Here is a 19757-nt window from a genome sequence, read left to right as displayed (position 1 = left end):
GCCTACCTCTGGTTTATCAAGGACGCACATGTCGCTTCTTAAAATCGCTTCCGTGGCTTGCCTGGCCCTGACCCTGGGCGCCTGCCAAAGCCTGTTCCAACCCAGCTATCAAAAGCCCCTGCAAAGCACCAGCGACAAGTCGGAACAGATCAAGCCCGGCTGCAGCAATCAGGATTGCCCGCTGGTGAACATCGACACCGTGCACTTCGCCGACGAGCCGCAGCTGGATGCGCTGATTGAAAAGCGCCTGCTGCAGATGACCCGCACCACTGCCGACCAGGCCGTGCCAGCGACGCTGAGCGCCTATCGGGAGAAGTTCCTGCGCGAGGCCGACAGCCGCAACAGCATGTACCTGCAAGCCAAGGTACGCGAACAGCATGACGGCCTGGTGATCATCGAACTGGCCAGCTACCTGGACACCGGCGGCGCCCATGGCACGCCCGGTCGCGGCTTCATCAATTACTCCCGCGAGCTGCACAAGGAGCTGACCCTGTCCGACATGCTGCGCCCGGGCCAGGAAACCGCGTTCTGGAAAGCCGCCCAGGTGGCCCACAACAGCTGGCTGATCAGCACCAAGCTGGACCAGGAGCCGGAGTTCATCAAGACCTGGCCGTTCCAGAAAACCCCGAACGTGGCGCTGACCTACGGCGGCGTGATCCTCAAGTACAACGTGTCGGTGATCGCGCCTTACGCGCTGGGCCACATCGAACTGAAGATCCCTTACAACCGCCTGAACGGCATTCTCAAGCCCGAGCTGTTTCCTGGCCGTGGCTGAAGGCCCGTCCCAGCAGCCCTTGCAGCAACCCTGCCAGCACCAGTGACGGCAGGGTTGCGCCAACATCCGGGTAGAAGTTGGCCAGCAGGTGATAAGTGCTGACCCCACCCAGCCAGGCCAGCAACGCCGGCCAGCGCCACCCCACGGACAGCACCTGGGCACTGCGCTTGCGCAGGATGAAGTGATCCACCAGCACCACGCCGAACAGCGGCGCGAACACCGAGCCGATCAGCAGCAGGAAGTTCTGATACTGGGCCAAAGGCGCCAGGCAGGCGATCAGGGTGCAGAGCACGCCGATGGCCAGGGCCAGGTGCTCGACTTTCAGGCGCAGCAGAATGCCGCTGGAGACCGCGGCCGAATGGATATCGGCAAAGGCGTTTTCCGACTCGTCCAGCAGGATCAGCAACAGAGGAATCCCCAGGAGCGTTGACTTCGCCGCTCGGCGCAAAGGCCAGGGTGTAGGCCACGCCCAGGCTCATCAGCCACAGGTTGCCGATAAAGAACCCCAGCGCCGTACCGCCAAACACATTGCGCGCACGCTTGCCGAACCTTGAGTAGTCGGCGATCAGCGGCAACCACGACAACGGCATGGCGATCGCGATATCGAACCCCACGCCGAGCGGCATGGAGCCGTCGCCGGCCTGGGCCCAGAGCGCGGCCAGATCGGCCTTGGCGAACAGGTTCCAGGTCAGCCACAGGCAGGCCGCCAACAGCAACCAGATGCCCCACTTGCGCAGGACCTTGCGCACAAAGGTCAGCGGCCCGCTGACCGCGAGCAAGGTCGCCAGCGCGCCGAAAAACAGGGTCCAGAGCAAGGGACTGGCCAACAGGCTGCCTTCGCTGAACGCACGGCCGCCCAACAGGCTGGCGGCATCGCGCATGACGATGATCTCGAACGAACCCCAGCCCACCAGTTGCAGCAGGTTGAGCAAGGCCGGCAGGCTCGCGCCGCGAGTGCCGAGGCTGAGCTTGAGCGCCGCCATGGACGACAGGCCGGTATCGCTACCAATCACCCCGACCGCCGCGAGCAGCAAGACGCCGACCGCCGTGCCGAGAAAAATCGCCAGCAAGGCACCGGACAGGCCCAGGCCTGGCGCCAACAGCGCGCCGGTCTGCAACACCATCAGGCCGATGCCGAGGGAAAACCACAGGGAAAACAGATCGCGCGCGCCGAATACACGTTGCTCGGCAGGGACCGCGAGATCGGGAGAGTAAGTGCTGCTGGATGTGTTCAAGGGTGCATCTCGAAGGGACAGGGTTGGGAAACTATCCAGACCCTGCAGGAGCGAGCGGGCGGCGATCCGACTTGCCCGCGCCTACGGGGGGGAGTGATCGCTTCTGGCGAAGCGATCACCTGCGCAGGATCAAACCTTCTTGTACAGCTGGCTGCCTTCCTGCTTGAAGCGTTCGGCCTGCTCCGCCAGCCCCTTGGCGACCTCCACGTCCACCGCTTCGATGCGCTGGTTGGCCGCGTACTCGCGGACCTCCTGGGTGATTTTCATCGAGCAGAACTTCGGCCCGCACATGGAGCAGAAGTGCGCGACCTTGGCCGAATCCTTGGGCAGGGTTTCGTCGTGGTAGGCGCGCGCGGTGTCCGGGTCGAGGCCGAGGTTGAACTGGTCTTCCCAGCGGAATTCGAAACGCGCCTTGGACAGTGCGTTGTCACGGATCTGCGCGCCCGGGTGTCCTTTTGCGAGATCCGCAGCATGCGCGGCGATCTTGTAGGTGATGATCCCGGTCTTCACGTCATCCTTGTTCGGCAGGCCCAGGTGCTCCTTCGGCGTCACGTAGCAGAGCATGGCACAGCCGAACCAGCCGATCATCGCCGCGCCGATACCCGAGGTGATGTGGTCGTAGCCTGGAGCGATGTCGGTGGTCAGCGGGCCGAGGGTGTAGAACGGCGCCTCGTCGCAGCACTCCAGCTGCTTGTCCATGTTCTCCTTGATCAATTGCATCGGCACGTGGCCCGGACCTTCGATCATGCACTGCACGTCATGCTTCCAGGCGATCTTGGTCAGCTCGCCGAGGGTCTCCAGTTCGCCGAACTGCGCTTCGTCGTTGGCGTCGGCGATCGAGCCCGGACGCAGGCCGTCGCCCAGCGAGAAGCTGACGTCGTAGGCCTTCATGATTTCGCAGATTTCGTCGAAGTGGGTGTAGAGGAAGTTTTCCTTGTGATGCGCCAGGCACCACTTGGCCATGATCGAACCACCGCGGGAAACGATGCCGGTCACGCGCTTGGCGGTCAGCGGCACATAACGCAGCAGCACGCCGGCGTGGATGGTGAAGTAGTCGACGCCCTGCTCCGCCTGCTCGATCAGGGTGTCGCGGAACAGCTCCCAGGTCAGGTCTTCGGCCACGCCGTTGACCTTCTCCAGCGCCTGGTAGATCGGCACGGTACCGATCGGCACCGGCGAGTTGCGGATGATCCACTCGCGGGTTTCGTGGATGTGCTTGCCGGTGGACAGGTCCATGACGGTGTCCGAACCCCAGCGGATGCCCCAGGTCAGCTTCGCCACCTCTTCCTCGATGGAGGAACCCAGGGCGCTGTTGCCGATGTTGCCGTTGATCTTCACCAGGAAGTTGCGGCCGATGATCATCGGTTCCAGTTCGACGTGGTTGATATTGGCCGGAATGATCGCGCGACCGCGGGCGATTTCCTCACGGACGAACTCGGGGGTGATTTCTTTCGGGATGCTGGCGCCGAAGCTGTGGCCGGCGTGTTGCTGATCGAGCAGACCCGCGGCGCGGGCCTCTTGCAGCTTCATGTTTTCGCGGATGGCGACGTATTCCATCTCGGCGGTGATGATGCCCTTGCGCGCATAGTGCATCTGGCTGACGTTGGCCCCGGCCTTGGCCCGACGCGGATTGTTGACGTGGGCGAAGCGCAGCTTGGTCAGCTCGGGATCGGCGAGGCGCTCCTGGCCGAAGTTGGAGCTCAGGCCGGGCAGGCGCTCGGTGTCGCCACGGTCGTCGATCCAGGCCGAGCGCACATCGCCCAGGCCTTTGCGCACGTCGATCACCACGTTGGGGTCGGTGTAGGGGCCGGAGGTGTCATAGACGGTGACGGGCGCGTTGATCTCGCCGCCGAAGTCGGTCGGGGTCACGTCGAGGCTGATTTCGCGCATCGGCACGCGGATGTCCGGGCGCGAACCCTGGACATAGATTTTTTGCGAGCGGGTAAAGGGCTGAACCGACTGCTCATCGACCTTGGCCGATTCGCTAAGGTGGGTAGCGTTTTTTAATTTTGTAGTCATCACAGGCTCTCCAGACAGCATCCAGGCAGTGGATTTTTGTCGGAGCGAACCTGTAACGAACGGACGCAGCCATAGCTGGAGCCAGGGGCGAAAACCAGCTGGTGCAGTGCTTGGTGCTCGAGGGGTGTTCGATTGTCGAACAACATCCCGGACGAAGCACAAGAGGACTCGCCGGGTGACGAGAAATCTTGTTCCCTACGCAGGCGCTAACCTGATCAGGTTCAACGGGATCCGGATTATCCGATCTCAGCCTCATAGCAAGGCACCCCGACAAGAACCCGGCCAGTCTAGACAAAGCCGGCACAGAACGCCAACACCACGGCAAACAGCGTGATGAATGGCGTAAATGCAGGATTGTTGCCCTGCGCAGGCGCATCTACACTCGGTGGGTTGCGTCGAACCTTGACGCTGCACAGGCCGAGACTTAGCCTTGGCGCCAGAATTATCCTCGTAATATCAACTCTAGGGATCGCCGAATGCTGCGCAAACTCTCACTGGCCATCGCCGTGTCTTGTGCGTCCAATGGAATGGCCTGGGCAGCAGAAGCGCCCTTGACCACTAAAACCGACCTGGTCAGCGTCTACCAGGAAGCCGTGGACAACAACGCCGACCTCGCCGCCGCCCGCGCCGATTACGACGCACGCAAAGAAGTGGTGCCGCAGGCTCGCGCCGGTTTGCTGCCCAACCTCTCGGCCGGTGCCGACCTGAACAACACCCGGACCAAGTTCGACGAACCCTCGATGACCGCCACCCGCAGCGGCACCGTGTATCAGGCGACCCTGGCCCAGCCGATTTTCCGCGCCGACCGCTGGTTCCAGCTGCAAGCGGCCAAGGACGTCAACGAGCAAGCCGCGCTGGAGCTCTCGGCCACCGAACAGAACCTGATCCTGCAAAGCGCCGAAAGCTACTTCTCGGTGTTGCGCGCCCAGGACAACCTGGCCTCGACCAAGGCCGAAGAAGCCGCCTTCAAGCGTCAACTGGACCAGTCCAACGAGCGCTTCGATGTGGGCCTGTCGGACAAGACCGACGTCCTGCAATCCCAGGCCAGCTACGACACCGCGCGGGCCAACCGGATCCTCGCCCAGCGCCAGGTGGATGACGCGTTCGAAGCCCTGATCACCCTGACCAACCGCCAGTACAACTCGATCCAGGGCATCGTTCACAGCCTGCCGGTGCTAGCACCGACCCCGAATGACGCCAAGGCCTGGGTCGATACCGCGGCCAAGCAGAACCTCAACCTGCTGGCCAGCAACTACGCGGTCAGCGCCGCCGAGGAAACCCTAAAGCAGCGCAAGGCCGGCCACGCCCCGACTCTCGACGCGGTGGCGCAATACAAGAAAGGCGACAACGACGCCCTCGGCTTCAGCAACCCGGCCCCACTGGGCCAGCGTTACGGCAGTGACGTAGAACAACGCACCATCGGCCTGCAACTGAGCATTCCGATCTACAGCGGCGGCCTGACCAGCTCCCAGGTCCGCGAGTCCTACTCGCGCCTGAACCAGAGCGAGCAACGCCGTGAGGCCTTGCGCCGCCAGGTGGTGGAGAACACCCGCAACCTGCACCGCGCGGTGAACACCGATGTCGAGCAGGTCCAGGCCCGGCGCCAGTCGATCATCTCCAACCAGAGCGCCGTGGAAGCCACGGAAATCGGTTATCAGGTCGGTACGCGCAATATCGTCGACGTGCTCGACGCCCAGCGCCAGCTGTACACCTCGGTGCGCAACTACAATAACAGCCGCTACGACTACATCCTCGACAACCTGCGCCTCAAGCAAGCCGCCGGCACCCTCAACCCGGGCGACCTGCAGGACCTGTCGCGCTACCTGAAAGCCGACTACAACCCGGACCGCGACTTCCTGCCGCCGGACCTGGCCAAGGCCGCGGCGGAACAGCTCAAGGCCCGGCCGGGCCAGTAACCTGTAGCCGCTGCCGCAGGCTGCGATCGACCGGAACGGTCGTAAAAAAGGCCACCGCCATTCAACTGAATCGCGGTGGCCTTTTTGCCTGTCCTTCGGACAGGATCGCAGCCTGCGGCAGCGGCTACAGCAAACGGCCCAACCCGTCGAGCAGGCGCTGCAGGGCGCCCTGATTGCTGCGCATCACCCGCAGCCCGGCATCGGCCATCTTCTGCGCATCCCGGGGCAACTCGAACAGGCGCTGCACCGCCACCGCCAGGCCATGGGCATCGTCCACTTCCTGCAGGGCACCCGCCTCGCGCAGCATCGTCGCGATCTCCAGGAAGTTGAACAGGTGCGGCCCGCTCAGCACCGGCTTGGCCAGGGCCGCCGGCTCCAGCAGGTTGTGACCGCCGTTAGGTACCAGGCTGCCGCCGACAAAGGCGCTGTCCGCCAGGGCATAAAGAAACAGCAGCTCGCCCATGGTGTCGCCCAGCAGCACCGAGGTGCTGGCGGTGACCGGCTCGGCGCTGGAGCGGCGAATAGTCGCGAAACCTTGCTGCCGGCACAGCTCGAACACCGGATTGAACCGCTCCGGATGACGCGGCACCAGGATCAGCAAGGCATCCGGGTGGCTGGCCAGCAGTTGGCGATGGGCGTCCAGCACCACGGCGTCTTCGCCCTCATGGGTACTGGCGGCGATCCACACCGGGCGCTCGCCGGCTTGCCATTGCTCGCGCAGCTCGCTGGCGCGCACCAGCAGTTGCGAGTCGATGCTCAGGTCGAACTTGATCGAGCCCGTCACCTCGACCGTTTCCGGCCGCGCACCCAGCTGGCGAAAACGCTCGGCCTCGGCTTCGGTCTGCACCGCGAACAGGCTCATTTCCGCGAGCATGGGCGCGGTCAGTTTGTTGAACCGGCCATAACCTCGGGCCGAGCGCTCCGACAACCGCCCGTTGGCCAGCGCCACGGGAATGCCGCGCTTGGCGCACTGGTGAATGTGATTGGGCCACAACTCGGTTTCCATGATCACCGCCAGCTTCGGCCGGACCCGATCGAGGAAACGCGCGGCGGCGCAAGGCAGGTCGTAGGGCAGGTAGCAGTGCTGGATGCGTGGCTCGTTGGCGAACAACGCCTGGATACGTTCCGAGCCGGTGGGGGTCATGCAGGTGACCGTGATCGGCAGCTGTGGATAACGCGCCAGCAAGGCACGGATCATCGGCGCGGCAGCGATGCTCTCGCCCACCGACACCGCGTGCACCCAGATACCGCCTGGCTGCATCGCCGGCAGGCCCCAGGAAAAACGTTCGCCAACCCGCCTGGCATAGGCCGGCGCCTTGCGCGCCCGCAGCCACAGACGAATCGCCACCAATGGCAGCCCCAGGTAAAACAGCGCGGTGTAGAGAGTTCTATTCATGGCGGCGGAGTTTATCGGCTTTTTCAGCCAATCGCCCGCAAGTGCACGGCAAAACGCTCCGCCAGCCAATGCGCCGCCGGCCCCAGGGGCTCATCGCGGCGCCAGACCAGTTCCACCACCAGCGCAGGCGGGGTCCACTCGCTGGCCAACTCGACCATCTGGTTCTGATAGGCCGGGTACTGCACCACATGCCGCGGCAACCAGGCCCAGCCCAGGCCGCGCATCAGCAGCTCGGCCATCGCGTAGAAGCTGTCGGCGCGCCAGACTTGCGGGCTGAGCTGCTCACCACTGGGGTAGGTGCTCAACTGCGGGGAAATCAGCAACTGCCGATGACGCCCCAGTTGCTGACGGTCCACCTGCTTCTCCCCGGCCAGCGGATGCCCGACCGCGCACACCGTGACCATCTCGACGCTGCCCAGGGCCCGTCGCTCAAGGGCCTCGGACATCTGTTCATGGTGAAACAGCAAACCGAGGTCGGCCCGCCGCTCCAGCAGCTTGCGCGCCACGTCACCCTGGGCGCTGCTGGCCAACTGGACCTCCAGACTGGGGAAGCGCTCGGACAAGGCCTCAAGGCTATCGAGCACCGGCTGGAAAGGCATGGCCTCGTCCAGCGCCAGCCGCAAGCGCGCTTCTTCACCCCGCATCAACGCCAGCGCCCGACCGTTCAAGCGCTCGCACTGGCGCAGCACTTCCCGCGCCTCCGCGAGCAAGGCGCGACCGGCCTCGGTGAGTTTGGGCTGGCGACCGCTGCTGCGCTCGAACAACAGCACGCCGAGATCGGCCTCGAGCAGCGCAATCGCGCTGCTGACCGCCGACTGCGCCTTGTGCTGGTCACGGGCCACCGCCGAAAACGAGCGTTGCTCGGCGACGCTGACGAACAGCCGCATCTGCTCCAGATTCCACTGCACATTCATGAGCCAACCCATCTTCAAAACAGATAGGTAATGACTTTACCCCATCTGCACAATCTCTAGAATGCCGACCTCATCAAGCAAGCCCAAACACGAGGACTCTCCCATGAACGCTTACACCTACCTGGCCATCGCCATCTGCGCCGAAGTGATCGCCACTGTTTCGATGAAAGCGGTCAAAGGCCTGAGCACTCCACTGCCCCTGCTGCTGATCATCGTCGGTTACGGCGTGGCCTTCTGGATGCTGACCCTGGTGGTGCGCACCGTGCCGGTGGGCGTGGCTTACGCGGTCTGGGCCGGCATGGGCATTGTCATGGTCAGCGTGGCTGCGCTGTTCCTCTACGGGCAGAAGCTGGATATCCCGGCGATGCTCGGCATGGCCCTGATCGTCCTGGGCGTGGTGGTGATCCAGCTGTTTTCGAAGACTGCCGGGCACTGACCCACAGACCGACCGCCACGATGTAAAAAAGGCCACTGCGCTTCAACCGAAACGCAGTGGCCTTTTTGCAAGGCTCACAGTCTGCGGCAGCAGCAAGCCTTGATCGGCGACAAGCCTGTGCGGCTCGAGCCTGTATACTGCGCCCCTAGTCTTGAACACTGAGGTCGCTGCATGCCATCCGTTATTTCCACCGACGTGCTGATTGTCGGCGCCGGAGTCGCCGGCCTCTGGCTGAACGCCCGCCTGCGTCGCCAGGGCTTTTCCACCGTGCTGGTGGAGAGCGCCAGCCTCGGCGGCGGACAAAGCGTCAAGTCTCAGGGAATCATTCACGGCGGTGCCAAGTACGCTCTGCACGGCGCCCTGACCGGTGCCTCGGAAGCCATCGCCGACATGCCGCGCCGCTGGCGGGAGGCCCTGGCCGGCAACGGCGAACTGGACCTGTCCGGCGTGCGCCTGCTGTCCGAGGCCCATTATCTGTGGTCCCCCGGCACCCTGGCCGGCAACCTCACCAGCTTTTTCGCCAGCAAGGCCGTGCGCGGCCGCGTCGATCAGGTCAAGGGCGACCAGTTGCCGCCAGCCCTGCAAGACCGCCGCTTCAAGGGCAAAGTCTATCGTCTGGCCGAGTTGGTAGTGGACGTACCGAGCCTGATCGGGCGCCTGGCCGAACTGGGTGGCGATAGCCTGCTGGCCGGGCAGAAGATCGAGCCCGTGCTGGAAAACGGGCAATTGCTGGGCCTGCGGGTCGACGATCGGGAAATCCGCGCGCAACGCATCGTGTTCAGCGCCGGTGCCGGCAATGCCGAGCTGCTGAGCAGCCTCGGCCTGAGCCAGCCGGCCATGCAACGCCGGCCGCTGCACATGGTGCTCGTCAAGGGCCCGAGCCTGAAACCGCTGTACGCCCACTGCCTGGGTGGCGGGCCGAAGCCGCGCATCACCGTGACCACCCACCCGGCGGCCGACGGCCAATGGGTCTGGTACCTCGGCGGCGACATCGCCGAAGCCGAGGGCGTGGCTCGCGAGCCGGCGGCGCAGATTGCCGCCGCCCAGAAAGAACTTGGCAACCTGTTGCCATGGGTCGACCTCAGCCAGGCGCAATGGGCCACCCTGCGGGTGGACCGAGCCGAGCCCGCGCAATCGGGCCTGACCCGTCCGGACAACGCCTTCCTCGCCGAGCAGAACCGTCTGCTGGTCGGCTGGCCGACCAAGCTGGCCCTGGCCCCGGACTTCGCCGACCGGGTGTTCGCCGCCCTCGAGCGCGACGGTATCAAGCCAGGCCCGGCTGCCCCGCTGCCGGTATTGCCGAAACCCGCCATTGCCCAACCGGCGTGGGAGCAACTGCTGCCATGAGCCAAGCGACCCTGCACGACCTGCATCGCCCCTTCGGCAGCACCGGACTGCTGGTCTCCCCACTGGGCCTGGGCACCGTGAAGCTCGGGCGCGACCAAGGGGTGAAGTACCCCAACGGCTTCCAGATTCCGGATGACACCGAAGCCCGCATGTTGCTCAAGCTGACCCGCGACCTGGGCATCAACCTGATCGACACCGCGCCGGCCTATGGTCGCAGCGAGGAGCGCCTGGGTCCGTTGCTGCGTGGGCAGCGCCAGGACTGGGTGATTGTCAGCAAGGTCGGCGAAGAGTTCGAGAACGGCCTGTCACGCCATGATTTCAGCGCCGCCCATACCCGCTTGTCGGTGGAGCGCAGCCTGCAGCGCCTGGAAACCGACTTCATCGACCTGGTGCTGGTGCATTCCGACGGCAACGATCTGCACATCCTCGAGCAGTGCGAGGTGTACCAGACGCTGGCCGAGCTCAAGCAGGAGGGCAAGATCCGCGGCTTCGGTTTGTCGGGGAAAACCGTCGAAGGGGGCCTCAAGGCCCTGGAACAAGGCGACTGCGCCATGGTCACCTACAATCTGAACGAACAGAACGAAAGAGCCGTCATCGATTACGCCGCGGCCCATGGCAAGGGTATTCTGGTGAAAAAAGCCCTGGCCAGTGGCCATGTATGCCTGAGCCCGGGGGTCGACCCGGTGCGCGCCAGCTTCGAACTGCTGTTCGACCAGCCGGGCGTCGCCAGTGCTATTGTCGGGACCATCAATCCGTTGCACCTGGCCCATAATGTCGCCACTGTCGCGCAGGTGTTGCGCAAAAACTGATGCCGCCCACGCGGCCGACCCCGACGCAAGAAGGAGCCGACATGCCGCGTACGCTCATAAGAAAGAACCCCAGCAACTTCAAGACGCTGCCCCTGTTCGTCGAAGCGACGCCTGAAGGCCTCAGCTATCAGAGCGTCGGCATGCCGCTGAACTTTGCGCAGACCCTGCAGCGGCGGCGCCCGGTCACCGTGGCCGACGCCGAACGCTTCGCCCTGGAACTGGCCAACCTCGGCGTCTCGGTACGCCTGACCCTGCATTGGCAGAACCGCGACTATTGGGTGCTGGTCCGCCAGCGCCGGCAGGACCGCGGCGATGTAGTGCTCAAGCTGATTTCCGGTTACGTCCCGGCCCACGAACTGAACCTGCCGCTGCATACCGCCATCCAGGAAATCGCCGAGGAATGCCTGCTGGAAACCCCGGAAGGCTGGCTTGGCGGGCGCTTCAACGACACCTGGCTGCCGGCGCCCTACTCGGCGGCCCTGCATTATCGCGAAGCCCTGCCCTTTCGCCTGACGCCGCTGTCGGGCGCGGCACGCCCGGTGCGCTGCGCCAACCTGCATCTGCTGGAACGGCCGCGGGCTTATGTGCACCTGCCCACCGCGTCTCTGCAGCTGATCTATGACCTGCGTCTGGACGTGCCGAAAGAAGCCAAGTCGCTGAGCCTGTTCCATGTCGATGAACGTCTGGAAGGCGACCAACTGGTGGCGCGCCTGGATCGCAAGCGCCCGGACCTGTACCTGATGCCGCTCAAGGACGGGCAGCCGTGCGCCGAGCTCTATACGTTGAAGAAGGATCAGTTGCACCCGGCGAGTACCCGCGGCCTGTATCTGGCCGAAAGCTTCGCCCAGCAGCAAGGCTGGCTGGTGCGTGACGAGCGGATTCGCTGGAAGGACTGGCTGAAGCAGCAGGGATTGAGCGCGCCGGAGAAGGACTCCAAACTCCAGCGTCTTACCGGCAAGGCGCGGCAGATATTGCGCAAGATCGTCCCGGCCAAGGCTAGCCGGCAACGTTGATCGCCAACCCGCCCACTCCGGGTTTCGCAGGAGCGGGCAGATTGGCGAGCAACATCATTCGGTCTTGCGAATCTTCTCGACTATGGCCGTGGTGGAACTGTTCTCCACCAGGCCCAGCACTTTCACCACGCCGCCATAAGCCTTGACGATATCGGCACCGACCACCTGGTCCACCGAATAATCCCCACCTTTGACCAGCACGTCTGGCTTGACCTGGGCCAGCAGGTTTTCCGGCGTGCCCTCGGGGAAGCTGATGACCCAGTCCACCGCGCCCAGGCCGGCCAGTACTGCCATGCGCCGGTCGACGCTGTTGATCGGACGTCCAGGCCCCTTCAGGCGGCTGACCGAGGCATCGTCGTTGATCGCCACGATCAGGCGATCGCCTTGGGCCCGCGCCTGCTCGAGGTAGGTCACATGGCCGGCGTGGAGGATGTCGAAGCAGCCGTTGGTGAAGACGATCTTCTCTTTGTGTGCACGCGCATCGTCGATCGCCAGCAGCAGCTGGTCGAGGCTCAGCACACCGCGCTCGGAACCCTCTTCACGCTGGATAGCACGACGCAGCTCCGGCGCGCTGATGGCCGCAGTACCCAGCTTGCCGACCACGATGCCGGCGGCCAGGTTGGCCAGGGCTACCGCGTGCGGCAGCTCTTCGCCCGCCGCGATCGCCGCCGCCAGGGTGGAAATCACCGTATCGCCGGCACCGGTGACGTCGAACACTTCACGAGCGCGAGCCGGCAAATGCAGCGCCGGGTGATCGGGACGCAACAGGGTCATGCCGTGTTCGCCACGGGTCACCAGCAAGGCGCCCAGCTCCAGGTCGTGCATCAGCTTCGCGCCTTTGCTGACCAGGTCGTGCTCGTCGACGCAACCGCCGACTATGGTTTCGAACTCGCTGAGGTTCGGGGTGATCAGGCTGGCGCCGCGATAAATCGAAAAGTCCTTGCCTTTCGGGTCCGCCAGCACCGGTATGCCACGGGCACGCGCGGCCTGGATCAGTGCCTGATGGTTCTTCAGGGCACCCTTGCCGTAGTCGGACAACACCAGCACCTTGATGCCATCCAGCAACTGGTCGACTTCAGCGCCCAACGCCAGGGCATCGGTGGCGAAGGGTTCTTCGAAATCGATACGCAGCAGTTGCTGGTGCCGGCTCATGACCCGCAGCTTGACGATGGTCGGCTGATGGGCAATGCGCTGGAACAAGGCGCGTACGCCCGCCCCCTCGAGACTGTTGGAGAGACTGTCGGCAGCCTCGTCGTCGCCGGTGACGCCAACCAGCGAGGCCGGTGCGCCGAGCGCGGCAATGTTCAAGGCAACGTTCGCGGCACCGCCCGGGCGGTCCTCGATTTGCTCGACCTTGACTACCGGTACCGGCGCCTCAGGGGAAATCCGTGAGGTACCACCATGCCAGTAACGGTCGAGCATGACATCGCCGACCACCAAGACAGGGGCTTGATCGAATCGCGGCATGGACAACTTCATGGAGCAACCCACATACAAAATGAACAGGGGCGCGATATTAACACAGGGTGAACGCTGCCTAGTTCTACCGCTGCACGAGTATTCGCGATCGCCCCAAACTGTTCATTTATTGAGCAAAAGCGCCATGAGCCGGTCTGTCGCACAGGCCAGCCCGACTGTTTCGGTATCGATCTCGCAGTCGGGATAAAGCGGCGCTTCGTAGGGGCTGTCGAGCCCGGTGAAGTTCTGGATACGCCCCTCGCTCGCCGCCCGATACAGACCCTTGGGGTCGCGTCGGGCACAGGCAGCGAAGGATGTACTCACGTACACCTCGAGAAACTCGTCCGCCGCGAACAAGGCCCGGGCGGCGGTGCGCTCCGCGCGAAACGGTGAAATCGCCGAAACGATCACGATCAACCCCGCCTCCACCATCAACCTCGCCACCTCGGCCAGGCGCCGGATGTTTTCCTTGCGCGCCTCGGCGCCCATGCCCAGGTCACGACACAGGCCGCTGCGCACGTTGTCGCCATCGAGGATGAAGGTATGCAGGCCCTGCCCGTTCAGGCGCAATTCCAGCAGATTGGCCAAGGTCGATTTGCCGGCGCCGGACAAACCGGTCAGCCAGATACAACATGGACGCTGCCGCTTGAGCGCCGCCCGCTCGGCAGCGGTCAGGGACAGGCTGCAGGGGCGGATGTCCGGTCGCGGGCAATGCGGCGACAAAGGCTCATTCATAGCCGAGCATCTCGTAGTCGCGCTGGTAGGCTCGACGCACCAGCCGCCGGGTGCGTACCGAGCAGAAGTCCCGGGCAGGCGCCTGGTGCCGCTGCCGCGATTCGTTGAGGTGCGGCAGGGACCTGCTCACGCCCAGATGCTCGCTGAGTAACTGATAGTCCCGCTGCAGGTGCTCCTGATAGCCGATGAAGTCCATGTTCAGGCGCCCCATGGAATCCACCAGGAAGTCGGTCTGCGGGGCGAAGTGCAGTTGCTTGTGGATATTTTCCGGATGCAGCCAGCGCCCGACAAAATCGTCGAAATCGCGATAGTGGCTGACCAGCCGCTGGGCGGCCTGGTCGCGGCGACTGAGTTCGTTGCCACGCAGGAAGGCATAGGCCGAGTAGGCCCGCTCCAGGGGATCGCGGACCACGGCGAACTTGAAACTGCTGGCGAACTGCTGGGGAAACTGTTGCTCGTACCAGTACAGGGGCAGGTGGCCCGGCGTCCAGCCGTCGAACAATGCCGAACACAGGCTGCTCCCGGCGCACTTGGGCACATGGATGAACACACAACCGTGCTGACGGAACGGCGCCGGAAAACGGACGTTGGCGGACATGGCCTTGTTCACCACCTGCCGGTCCACCACAGACAGGCGCCCAAGCAAAAACGCCCGTTGCGACTTGGGCAATAACTTCCACAGATAACGTTGCAGCATTCCAGTACCCGCGCGACGGGGTTGGCCCCCTCGATTCAGTCGACGATTGAGGCTGGAACCATAACAAGCAGGAGGCGCTGAATTATTTAGGCTTGGTCAAGACTGTAAGGGGCGGGATACAAAGACCGCCGGCGCATTGCACGCCGGGGCCGTTCCAGGGTGGGCAGTGCCCACCCTGGTGCAGGAGTCAGGCAATGCCTTCGGAAGCTGGCTCGTCCAGGCCCATGGCATGCAGGCGCGAGTAGTAGCCGTTCTGTGCCAGCAGGTCGACATGGGTGCCGCGCTCGACGATCCGCCCCTGGTCCATGACCAGAATCAGGTCGGCCTTCTCGATGGTCGACAGGCGGTGCGCGATCACCAGGGTGGTGCGCCCCTTCATCACCTTGTCCAGGGCCGCCTGGATATGCCGCTCGGATTCAGTATCCAGGGCCGAGGTGGCCTCGTCGAGAATCAGCAACGGCGCATTCTTCAACAGGGCCCGGGCAATCGCCAGACGCTGGCGCTGGCCGCCGGAGAGCAGCACGCCGTTCTCGCCGACCTGGGTGTCCAGGCCTTCGGGCAGCTGCGAAATGAAGTCCATGGCATAGGCATCCGCCGCCGCCTTCTCGATATCTTCCCGCGGCGCCCCGGCCAGGTCGCCATAGGCGATGTTGGCGGCCACGCTGTCGTTGAACAGGGTTACATGCTGGGTCACCTGGGCCACATGCCGGCGCAGGTTGCGCAGGCGGTAATCCTCGATCTCCACGTCATCGAGGAGAATCTGCCCCGTTTCGTGGTGATAGAAGCGTGGAATCAGGCTGGCCAGGGTCGACTTGCCGCTGCCGGAGCGACCGACCAGCGCGATCATCTGGCCGGGAGCCGCGGAGAAGCTGATGTCCTTCAGCACTTCACGGTCGGTGCCCGGATAGGTGAAGCTCAGGTTGCGCACGTCGAGGCGACCCTCGATACGCTCACGCTCGACCTGGCCCCGATCGACTTCAGGCTCGACATCCAGCTGCTCGAAGATGCTTTCCGCGCCCGCCACGCCTTTCTGGATGGTCGAACTGACTTCCGAGAGCTGGCGAATCGGCTTGGGCAGCAGGCCCGCCGCGGTGATATAGGCCACCAGGTCACCCGCGGTGGCATCGCCACGCAGGAACAGCACCAGGAACATCAGCACCGCCATGGCGGAGTAGATAACCAACTGCAGCATCGGCGTGTAGACCGCACCGGTCTTGGTCATGCGCAACTGCTTGTCAGTGTTGCTCTGGCTGGCGTCGACGAAACGCTGCTGCTCGTAGCTTTCGCCACCGAAGCTGCGCACCACGCGATAGCCTTGAATGGTCTCGGAGGCCACATGGGTCACATCGCCCATCGCCACCTGGATCTTCTTGCTCTGCTTGCGGAATTTCTTGCTGGTGCTGCCGACCATGACCGCAATCAACGGCAGGATCGCCAGCATCACCAGGGTCAGTTTCCAGTTCATCCACAGCAGGTAGACGAACAGGAACACCACTGTCAGGCCTTCGCGAATCACCACCTTGATGGCGTCGGTGGCGGCACCGGTAACCATGGTGACGTTGAAGGTGATGCGGGAAATCAGATGCCCGGAGTTATGGGTATCGAAATAACGGTTCGGCAGGACCAGCAGCTTGTTGAACAGCTGGACCCGCAGGTCATGCACCAGTCCCAGGGAAACCTTCGCCAGATAATAGTTGCCGAGGAAGGAGCCGAGCCCCTGCCAGGCCGCGATCAGGATGATCAGCAGCGGCACCGCCATCAATAGCTGCAAGTCGCGCAGATAGGGAACATTAGGGAAGAGCACCGCTTCGGGATTGCTCAAACCGTCGACGAAATATTTGAGAATGCCCGCCAGCATCGGCTGGGTGGAAGCAAATATCACGAAGCCCACGATACTCAGCAGGAAAATGCCTATGTAGGGTTTTACATACCCCAACAGCCGGAAATAGATTTTCAGGCTGGAATCCTGTTCCGCTTTGGGCGGTGCGTCACTCATCGTCGAGCTCACTGTTTAGGAGGAACGCGGATTTTATCACAGCCAGTGTGACCGCCCCGTGCCCAGACCAAAACAGTAGCCAAACCGATCGGCAGCCAGCTGATGAACCATTCGGCGCGAGGGGTTCCGGTCAGGCTGGCGGCATCGAACTGCATGGCCAGGAAGGAGAACAGCCAGATCCCGATGACGCCCCGACCATAAAGCGATTCACGGGCGCGCCAGGCTTCGCGCAGGACGGCAAACCAGGCCACGATCCAGAGCAACAGCCCAGGGATTCCCAGTTCAATGGCAATGTGGGTGAACAGGTTGTGGGCATGATCGAACGAAAACCCTTCAGCCGATACGTTATAGCTCGAGCCCAGACCAAGACCTGTCCATGGGTGCTCGGCGATCATCTGCAGGCTGGCCATCAGGATCTGCGGGCGAAAGGAAACACCACGCGCCAGGACCAAGGGTTCGAGAAACCAGAACGCCAACATCGCCAGCAGCAATGCCGCTGCCGCGAAAATTCGACTGGCCCGGTCGCGACACCAGATCGGCATCGCCAGCACGGTCAGGAACAGGGCCAGGGCAGCACCGCGACTCTGACACAACACGACAAACCCACCGAGCACTGCCAGCGCCACCAGCCATACGGCTTGAAGGCCGCGAGTACGCGGCACCCAGTGCAGCAGCCAGATGGCGGCCAGGCCGATGACATAACCACCCAGGATCGGATGAGCCAACTCCCCCAACCCTACAAGGCGCGCCCACCAGACATTTCCGTTGATCCAGTAGAACTGGATGATGGCCATCAGTGCCGTCACCGCCAGCCCCAGCCCCCCCCACTGCATGACGCGGATCACCCTCTCAGGCCGGGCATTGGCGAAAACCGGGAAAAACAACAGGAACACTGTGATGTACAGCAAGCGCTTGGCCTCGCGCGACGGATCCGGCGCCTGGGTCCACAACAGACTGATCAGGCCCCATATCGCCAACCCCAGCAATGCCAGGCCAAGCCAGCTCTGGGCACGCCACCACTCAATCAGGCGCTCACGCGCGGACCAGGCCAGAATCATCGCCGGCAGCCACAGGAAGGCCACCAGCCCCTGTTGGTAGAGCTTGTTGGTGGGCGCTAGTGCAATGGCCAGCAAAAACCATAGCAACCCGATTGTCATCCATACTTGCGCCCAACGTGTGGCCTGCATCTATACACTCCTAAATGGTTCACCAGCCAACCCGGCATGGTTAAAACAACAACTTTTCGGCATCATTGCCCGCCACTGTGCCCGCCACTTCGACAAGGCTTCCTACGATGCAATGCTCCCGGCTTCCCCAAGCCACTTTGAATCAGATGATTGAAGGCGCCAGAATTCTGGAGGCCGACAGTTACGGCCCGAAAGTCTACCTGTTGCAGGATGGGAATATTCTGAAACTGTTCCGGCGCAAGCGTCTTTTCTCATCCGCCCTGTTTCGGCCCTATTCGAGGCGCTTCATCGACAACGCCGCACGCCTGGAACAACTCGGCGTTCCCACGCTGCAGGTTCTGGACTTCTACCGCCTGGAACAACCCGGCATGACCGCGGTGCTCTACCAACCGCTGCCAGGCGAAACCCTGCGCCAGGTCGCCAGCAAGGAAGGCTTCGACTGGCAGCAGGCCTTGCCGGCGTTGGTGGAACTGATTCGTAGCCTGCATAACTCAGGGATCTACTTTCGCTCGCTGCACCTGGGCAACATCGTCATTACCCCGGATAACCGCTTCGGCCTGATCGATGTGGCCGACATGCGTTTTTTCCGCGGGCCATTGCCGCGCCATCTGGTCAAACGCAACCTGCAACACTTCGCCCGTTATATTGCCCGGGAGAAGCTGAATGGGAGCTTTCCGATACAAGCGCTGGAGCAGGCCCTACTTTCGGCATGACAGCAAGCTGGTGGCGGCCTGGCTGAAGCGCTGCCAGGCCAGGTCGGGAGCCAGCACAGCGTACTGATCCGCCGCAATGCTCTGGGCGGGCAGGCCGAGGGCCTGAAGGATGGCCTCCTGCCAGGCGTCGATGTCATTCACCGGCGCATAACGCCCGGTTTCAGCCAATTGCTCACGGAACACGGGCAAATCGCTGGTCAGCACCGGCACACCGGACATCACTGCTTCCTGCAGGATCAGCCCCAGGCCCTCGTCCAGCGACGGGATGGCTACCCAGTCGAATGCCTTGTAAAGCATCGCCGCATGCTTCAGATGTCCAGGCAACGAAACCTTGTCCTGCAGGCCCAGCTGGTTGATGCGGGCCTCGAGCGCTGTGCGATTCGAGCCCTCGCCGATAATCACCAGACGCATCTCCGGCCGGCTCGCCAAGGCCTTGGCGAAAGCCTCCAGCAGGCAAGCAAAACCTTTATCGTCCACCAGACGCCCGACCGCGCCGAATACCGGAGCATCATCTGCAGGCAAGCCGAGGGTAGCTCGTGCCTCGGCACGCGGTAGCAGCCTTGCGTTGAACTCGTGCGGATCGAATGCGCTGCGCAAGGCCGTCACCGGCATCTGCAAATCGTATTCGAGGGATGAAGCCAGGGTCTGCGAAACGGCCGCGAGTGTCAGTTGCGAGGCGGGGAACTGCCGGAACAGCTGCTGATCCTTGCGGTGCAAGCGCGTGGAGCCATGGATCACCACCACCGCACGCATGTGCGGCAATGACTTGAGGACCGGTAGCAAGGTACGCGCTACCCCCAGGCCATCGAGCAGCAGCACCTGGGCATCAGTCTCCTGCAAAGCCTTGCGAAAGCGGGCCCGCAGCCAGGGTTTGAGCAAGCGCCAGAAATGCTTGCCCTTCAGGCGCGCCGACGACAGGTTCCACTCCCGGCACTCACCCACCTCGGCAACACATCCGGTGGACGGGCCTTGCAGCAGCCAGGTCTTGACCACAGTGCCTGGCTCGGACTGAGAGAGGATCTGCTGGTGAACCTTGTGAACGGAGGCAAACGCACTGCCGCCTGCCCACATGACGTTGAGAATGCTCATTGGGCAGATAGCCCTTTCGCGG

General features: G+C 63.4%; 16 protein-coding genes, 1 pseudogene and 1 riboswitch. Of the genes and pseudogenes, 7 read left to right on the top strand and 10 right to left on the bottom strand.

The features are described 5' to 3' along the window. Positions 1 to 28 precede the first annotated feature (28 nt). Positions 29 to 775, top strand: coding sequence for an RsiV family protein (locus J4D52_RS00560; RefSeq protein ID WP_102675937.1), 747 nt, complete (start codon positions 29 to 31; stop codon positions 773 to 775). Here the strand turns inward: J4D52_RS00560 and cytX are convergent. Both cytX and thiC read right to left on the bottom strand, forming a co-directional pair. Further along, positions 744 to 2010 (bottom strand): annotated as a pseudogene (cytX, locus tag J4D52_RS00555) (putative hydroxymethylpyrimidine transporter CytX). The gene J4D52_RS00560 and the pseudogene cytX sit on opposite strands and share 32 nt — an antisense overlap. A gap of 129 nt (positions 2011 to 2139) precedes the next feature. Continuing rightward, positions 2140 to 4029 carry a phosphomethylpyrimidine synthase ThiC gene (gene thiC, locus J4D52_RS00550; protein ID WP_053277181.1) on the bottom strand — a complete coding sequence of 630 codons (1890 nt, stop codon included), beginning with the start codon at positions 4027 to 4029 and terminating at the stop codon, positions 2140 to 2142. 175 nt (positions 4030 to 4204) lie between these two features. Beyond that, positions 4205 to 4309, bottom strand: a riboswitch (TPP riboswitch). 196 nt (positions 4310 to 4505) lie between these two features. Here thiC and J4D52_RS00545 point away from each other — a divergent pair. Next, positions 4506 to 5945: a TolC family outer membrane protein gene (locus tag J4D52_RS00545; protein ID WP_063427982.1), complete on the top strand. Its 1440-nt coding sequence runs from the start codon at positions 4506 to 4508 to the stop codon at positions 5943 to 5945. Between the two features lie 124 nt (positions 5946 to 6069). On the opposite strand, the gene waaA is transcribed toward J4D52_RS00545, so the two are convergent. Together waaA and J4D52_RS00535 are read right to left on the bottom strand one after the other, a co-directional pair. After that, the gene (waaA, locus tag J4D52_RS00540; protein ID WP_102675936.1) at positions 6070 to 7341 is read right to left on the bottom strand and encodes a lipid IV(A) 3-deoxy-D-manno-octulosonic acid transferase; all 1272 of its coding nucleotides are present in this window, start codon (positions 7339 to 7341) and stop codon (positions 6070 to 6072) included. Between the two features lie 23 nt (positions 7342 to 7364). After that, entirely contained in the window at positions 7365 to 8249 is an 885-nt protein-coding gene (locus tag J4D52_RS00535) for a LysR family transcriptional regulator (protein ID WP_162096366.1), read from the bottom strand. A gap of 109 nt (positions 8250 to 8358) precedes the next feature. On the opposite strand from J4D52_RS00535, the gene J4D52_RS00530 reads away from it, so the two are divergent. From J4D52_RS00530 to J4D52_RS00515, 4 genes are all read left to right on the top strand, one after another. Further along, the gene (locus J4D52_RS00530; RefSeq protein WP_007921448.1) at positions 8359 to 8691 is read left to right on the top strand and encodes a multidrug efflux SMR transporter; all 333 of its coding nucleotides are present in this window, start codon (positions 8359 to 8361) and stop codon (positions 8689 to 8691) included. A 171-nt stretch (positions 8692 to 8862) separates the two neighbouring features. Further along, complete coding sequence (locus tag J4D52_RS00525) at positions 8863 to 10038, top strand: FAD-binding oxidoreductase (protein WP_063427978.1); 1176 nt, start codon at positions 8863 to 8865, stop codon at positions 10036 to 10038. Continuing rightward, on the top strand, positions 10035 to 10847 hold the full coding sequence (locus J4D52_RS00520) for an aldo/keto reductase (RefSeq protein ID WP_063427976.1): 813 nt from the start codon (positions 10035 to 10037) through the stop codon (positions 10845 to 10847). The genes J4D52_RS00525 and J4D52_RS00520 overlap by 4 nt, the downstream gene beginning before the upstream one ends. A gap of 41 nt (positions 10848 to 10888) precedes the next feature. Beyond that, entirely contained in the window at positions 10889 to 11860 is a 972-nt protein-coding gene (locus tag J4D52_RS00515) for a hypothetical protein (RefSeq protein ID WP_025808108.1), read from the top strand. Between the two features lie 54 nt (positions 11861 to 11914). Here J4D52_RS00515 and hldE read toward each other — a convergent pair whose 3' ends face one another. The 5 genes from hldE to J4D52_RS00490 form a co-directional block, all read right to left on the bottom strand. Then, positions 11915 to 13339, bottom strand: a complete 1425-nt coding sequence (hldE, locus tag J4D52_RS00510) for a bifunctional D-glycero-beta-D-manno-heptose-7-phosphate kinase/D-glycero-beta-D-manno-heptose 1-phosphate adenylyltransferase HldE (RefSeq protein ID WP_063427974.1) — start codon at positions 13337 to 13339, stop codon at positions 11915 to 11917. Positions 13340 to 13441: 102 nt separating this feature from the next. Further along, positions 13442 to 14053, bottom strand: a complete 612-nt coding sequence (gene cysC / locus J4D52_RS00505) for an adenylyl-sulfate kinase (RefSeq protein ID WP_025808110.1) — start codon at positions 14051 to 14053, stop codon at positions 13442 to 13444. Next, positions 14046 to 14750 carry a sulfotransferase family 2 domain-containing protein gene (locus J4D52_RS00500; RefSeq protein WP_025808112.1) on the bottom strand — a complete coding sequence of 235 codons (705 nt, stop codon included), beginning with the start codon at positions 14748 to 14750 and terminating at the stop codon, positions 14046 to 14048. The genes cysC and J4D52_RS00500 overlap by 8 nt, the downstream gene beginning before the upstream one ends. Before the next feature lie 187 nt (positions 14751 to 14937). Then, complete coding sequence (gene msbA, locus J4D52_RS00495) at positions 14938 to 16746, bottom strand: lipid A export permease/ATP-binding protein MsbA (protein ID WP_025808113.1); 1809 nt, start codon at positions 16744 to 16746, stop codon at positions 14938 to 14940. 8 nt (positions 16747 to 16754) lie between these two features. Further along, positions 16755 to 17933, bottom strand: a complete 1179-nt coding sequence (locus J4D52_RS00490) for an O-antigen ligase (protein WP_102675935.1) — start codon at positions 17931 to 17933, stop codon at positions 16755 to 16757. Positions 17934 to 18040: 107 nt separating this feature from the next. Here J4D52_RS00490 and J4D52_RS00485 point away from each other — a divergent pair, with 107 nt between their 5' ends. After that, a complete protein-coding gene (locus J4D52_RS00485; protein ID WP_102675934.1) occupies positions 18041 to 18646 on the top strand; it encodes a toluene tolerance protein in 606 nt (201 codons plus the stop codon). Here the strand turns inward: J4D52_RS00485 and J4D52_RS00480 are convergent. Then, positions 18632 to 19735 carry a glycosyltransferase gene (locus tag J4D52_RS00480; protein WP_102675933.1) on the bottom strand — a complete coding sequence of 368 codons (1104 nt, stop codon included), beginning with the start codon at positions 19733 to 19735 and terminating at the stop codon, positions 18632 to 18634. The two genes, J4D52_RS00485 and J4D52_RS00480, sit on opposite strands and share 15 nt — an antisense overlap. Positions 19736 to 19757 lie beyond the last annotated feature (22 nt).

The organism is Pseudomonas sp. GW460-12-10-14-TSB1 (assembly GCF_017349775.1).
In the GTDB taxonomy this organism is placed as follows: Bacteria; Pseudomonadota; Gammaproteobacteria; order Pseudomonadales; family Pseudomonadaceae; genus Aquipseudomonas; species Aquipseudomonas piscium.
Note: the sequence above shows the minus strand (reverse complement) of the source record. Positions and strands in the feature narration are given on the sequence as shown.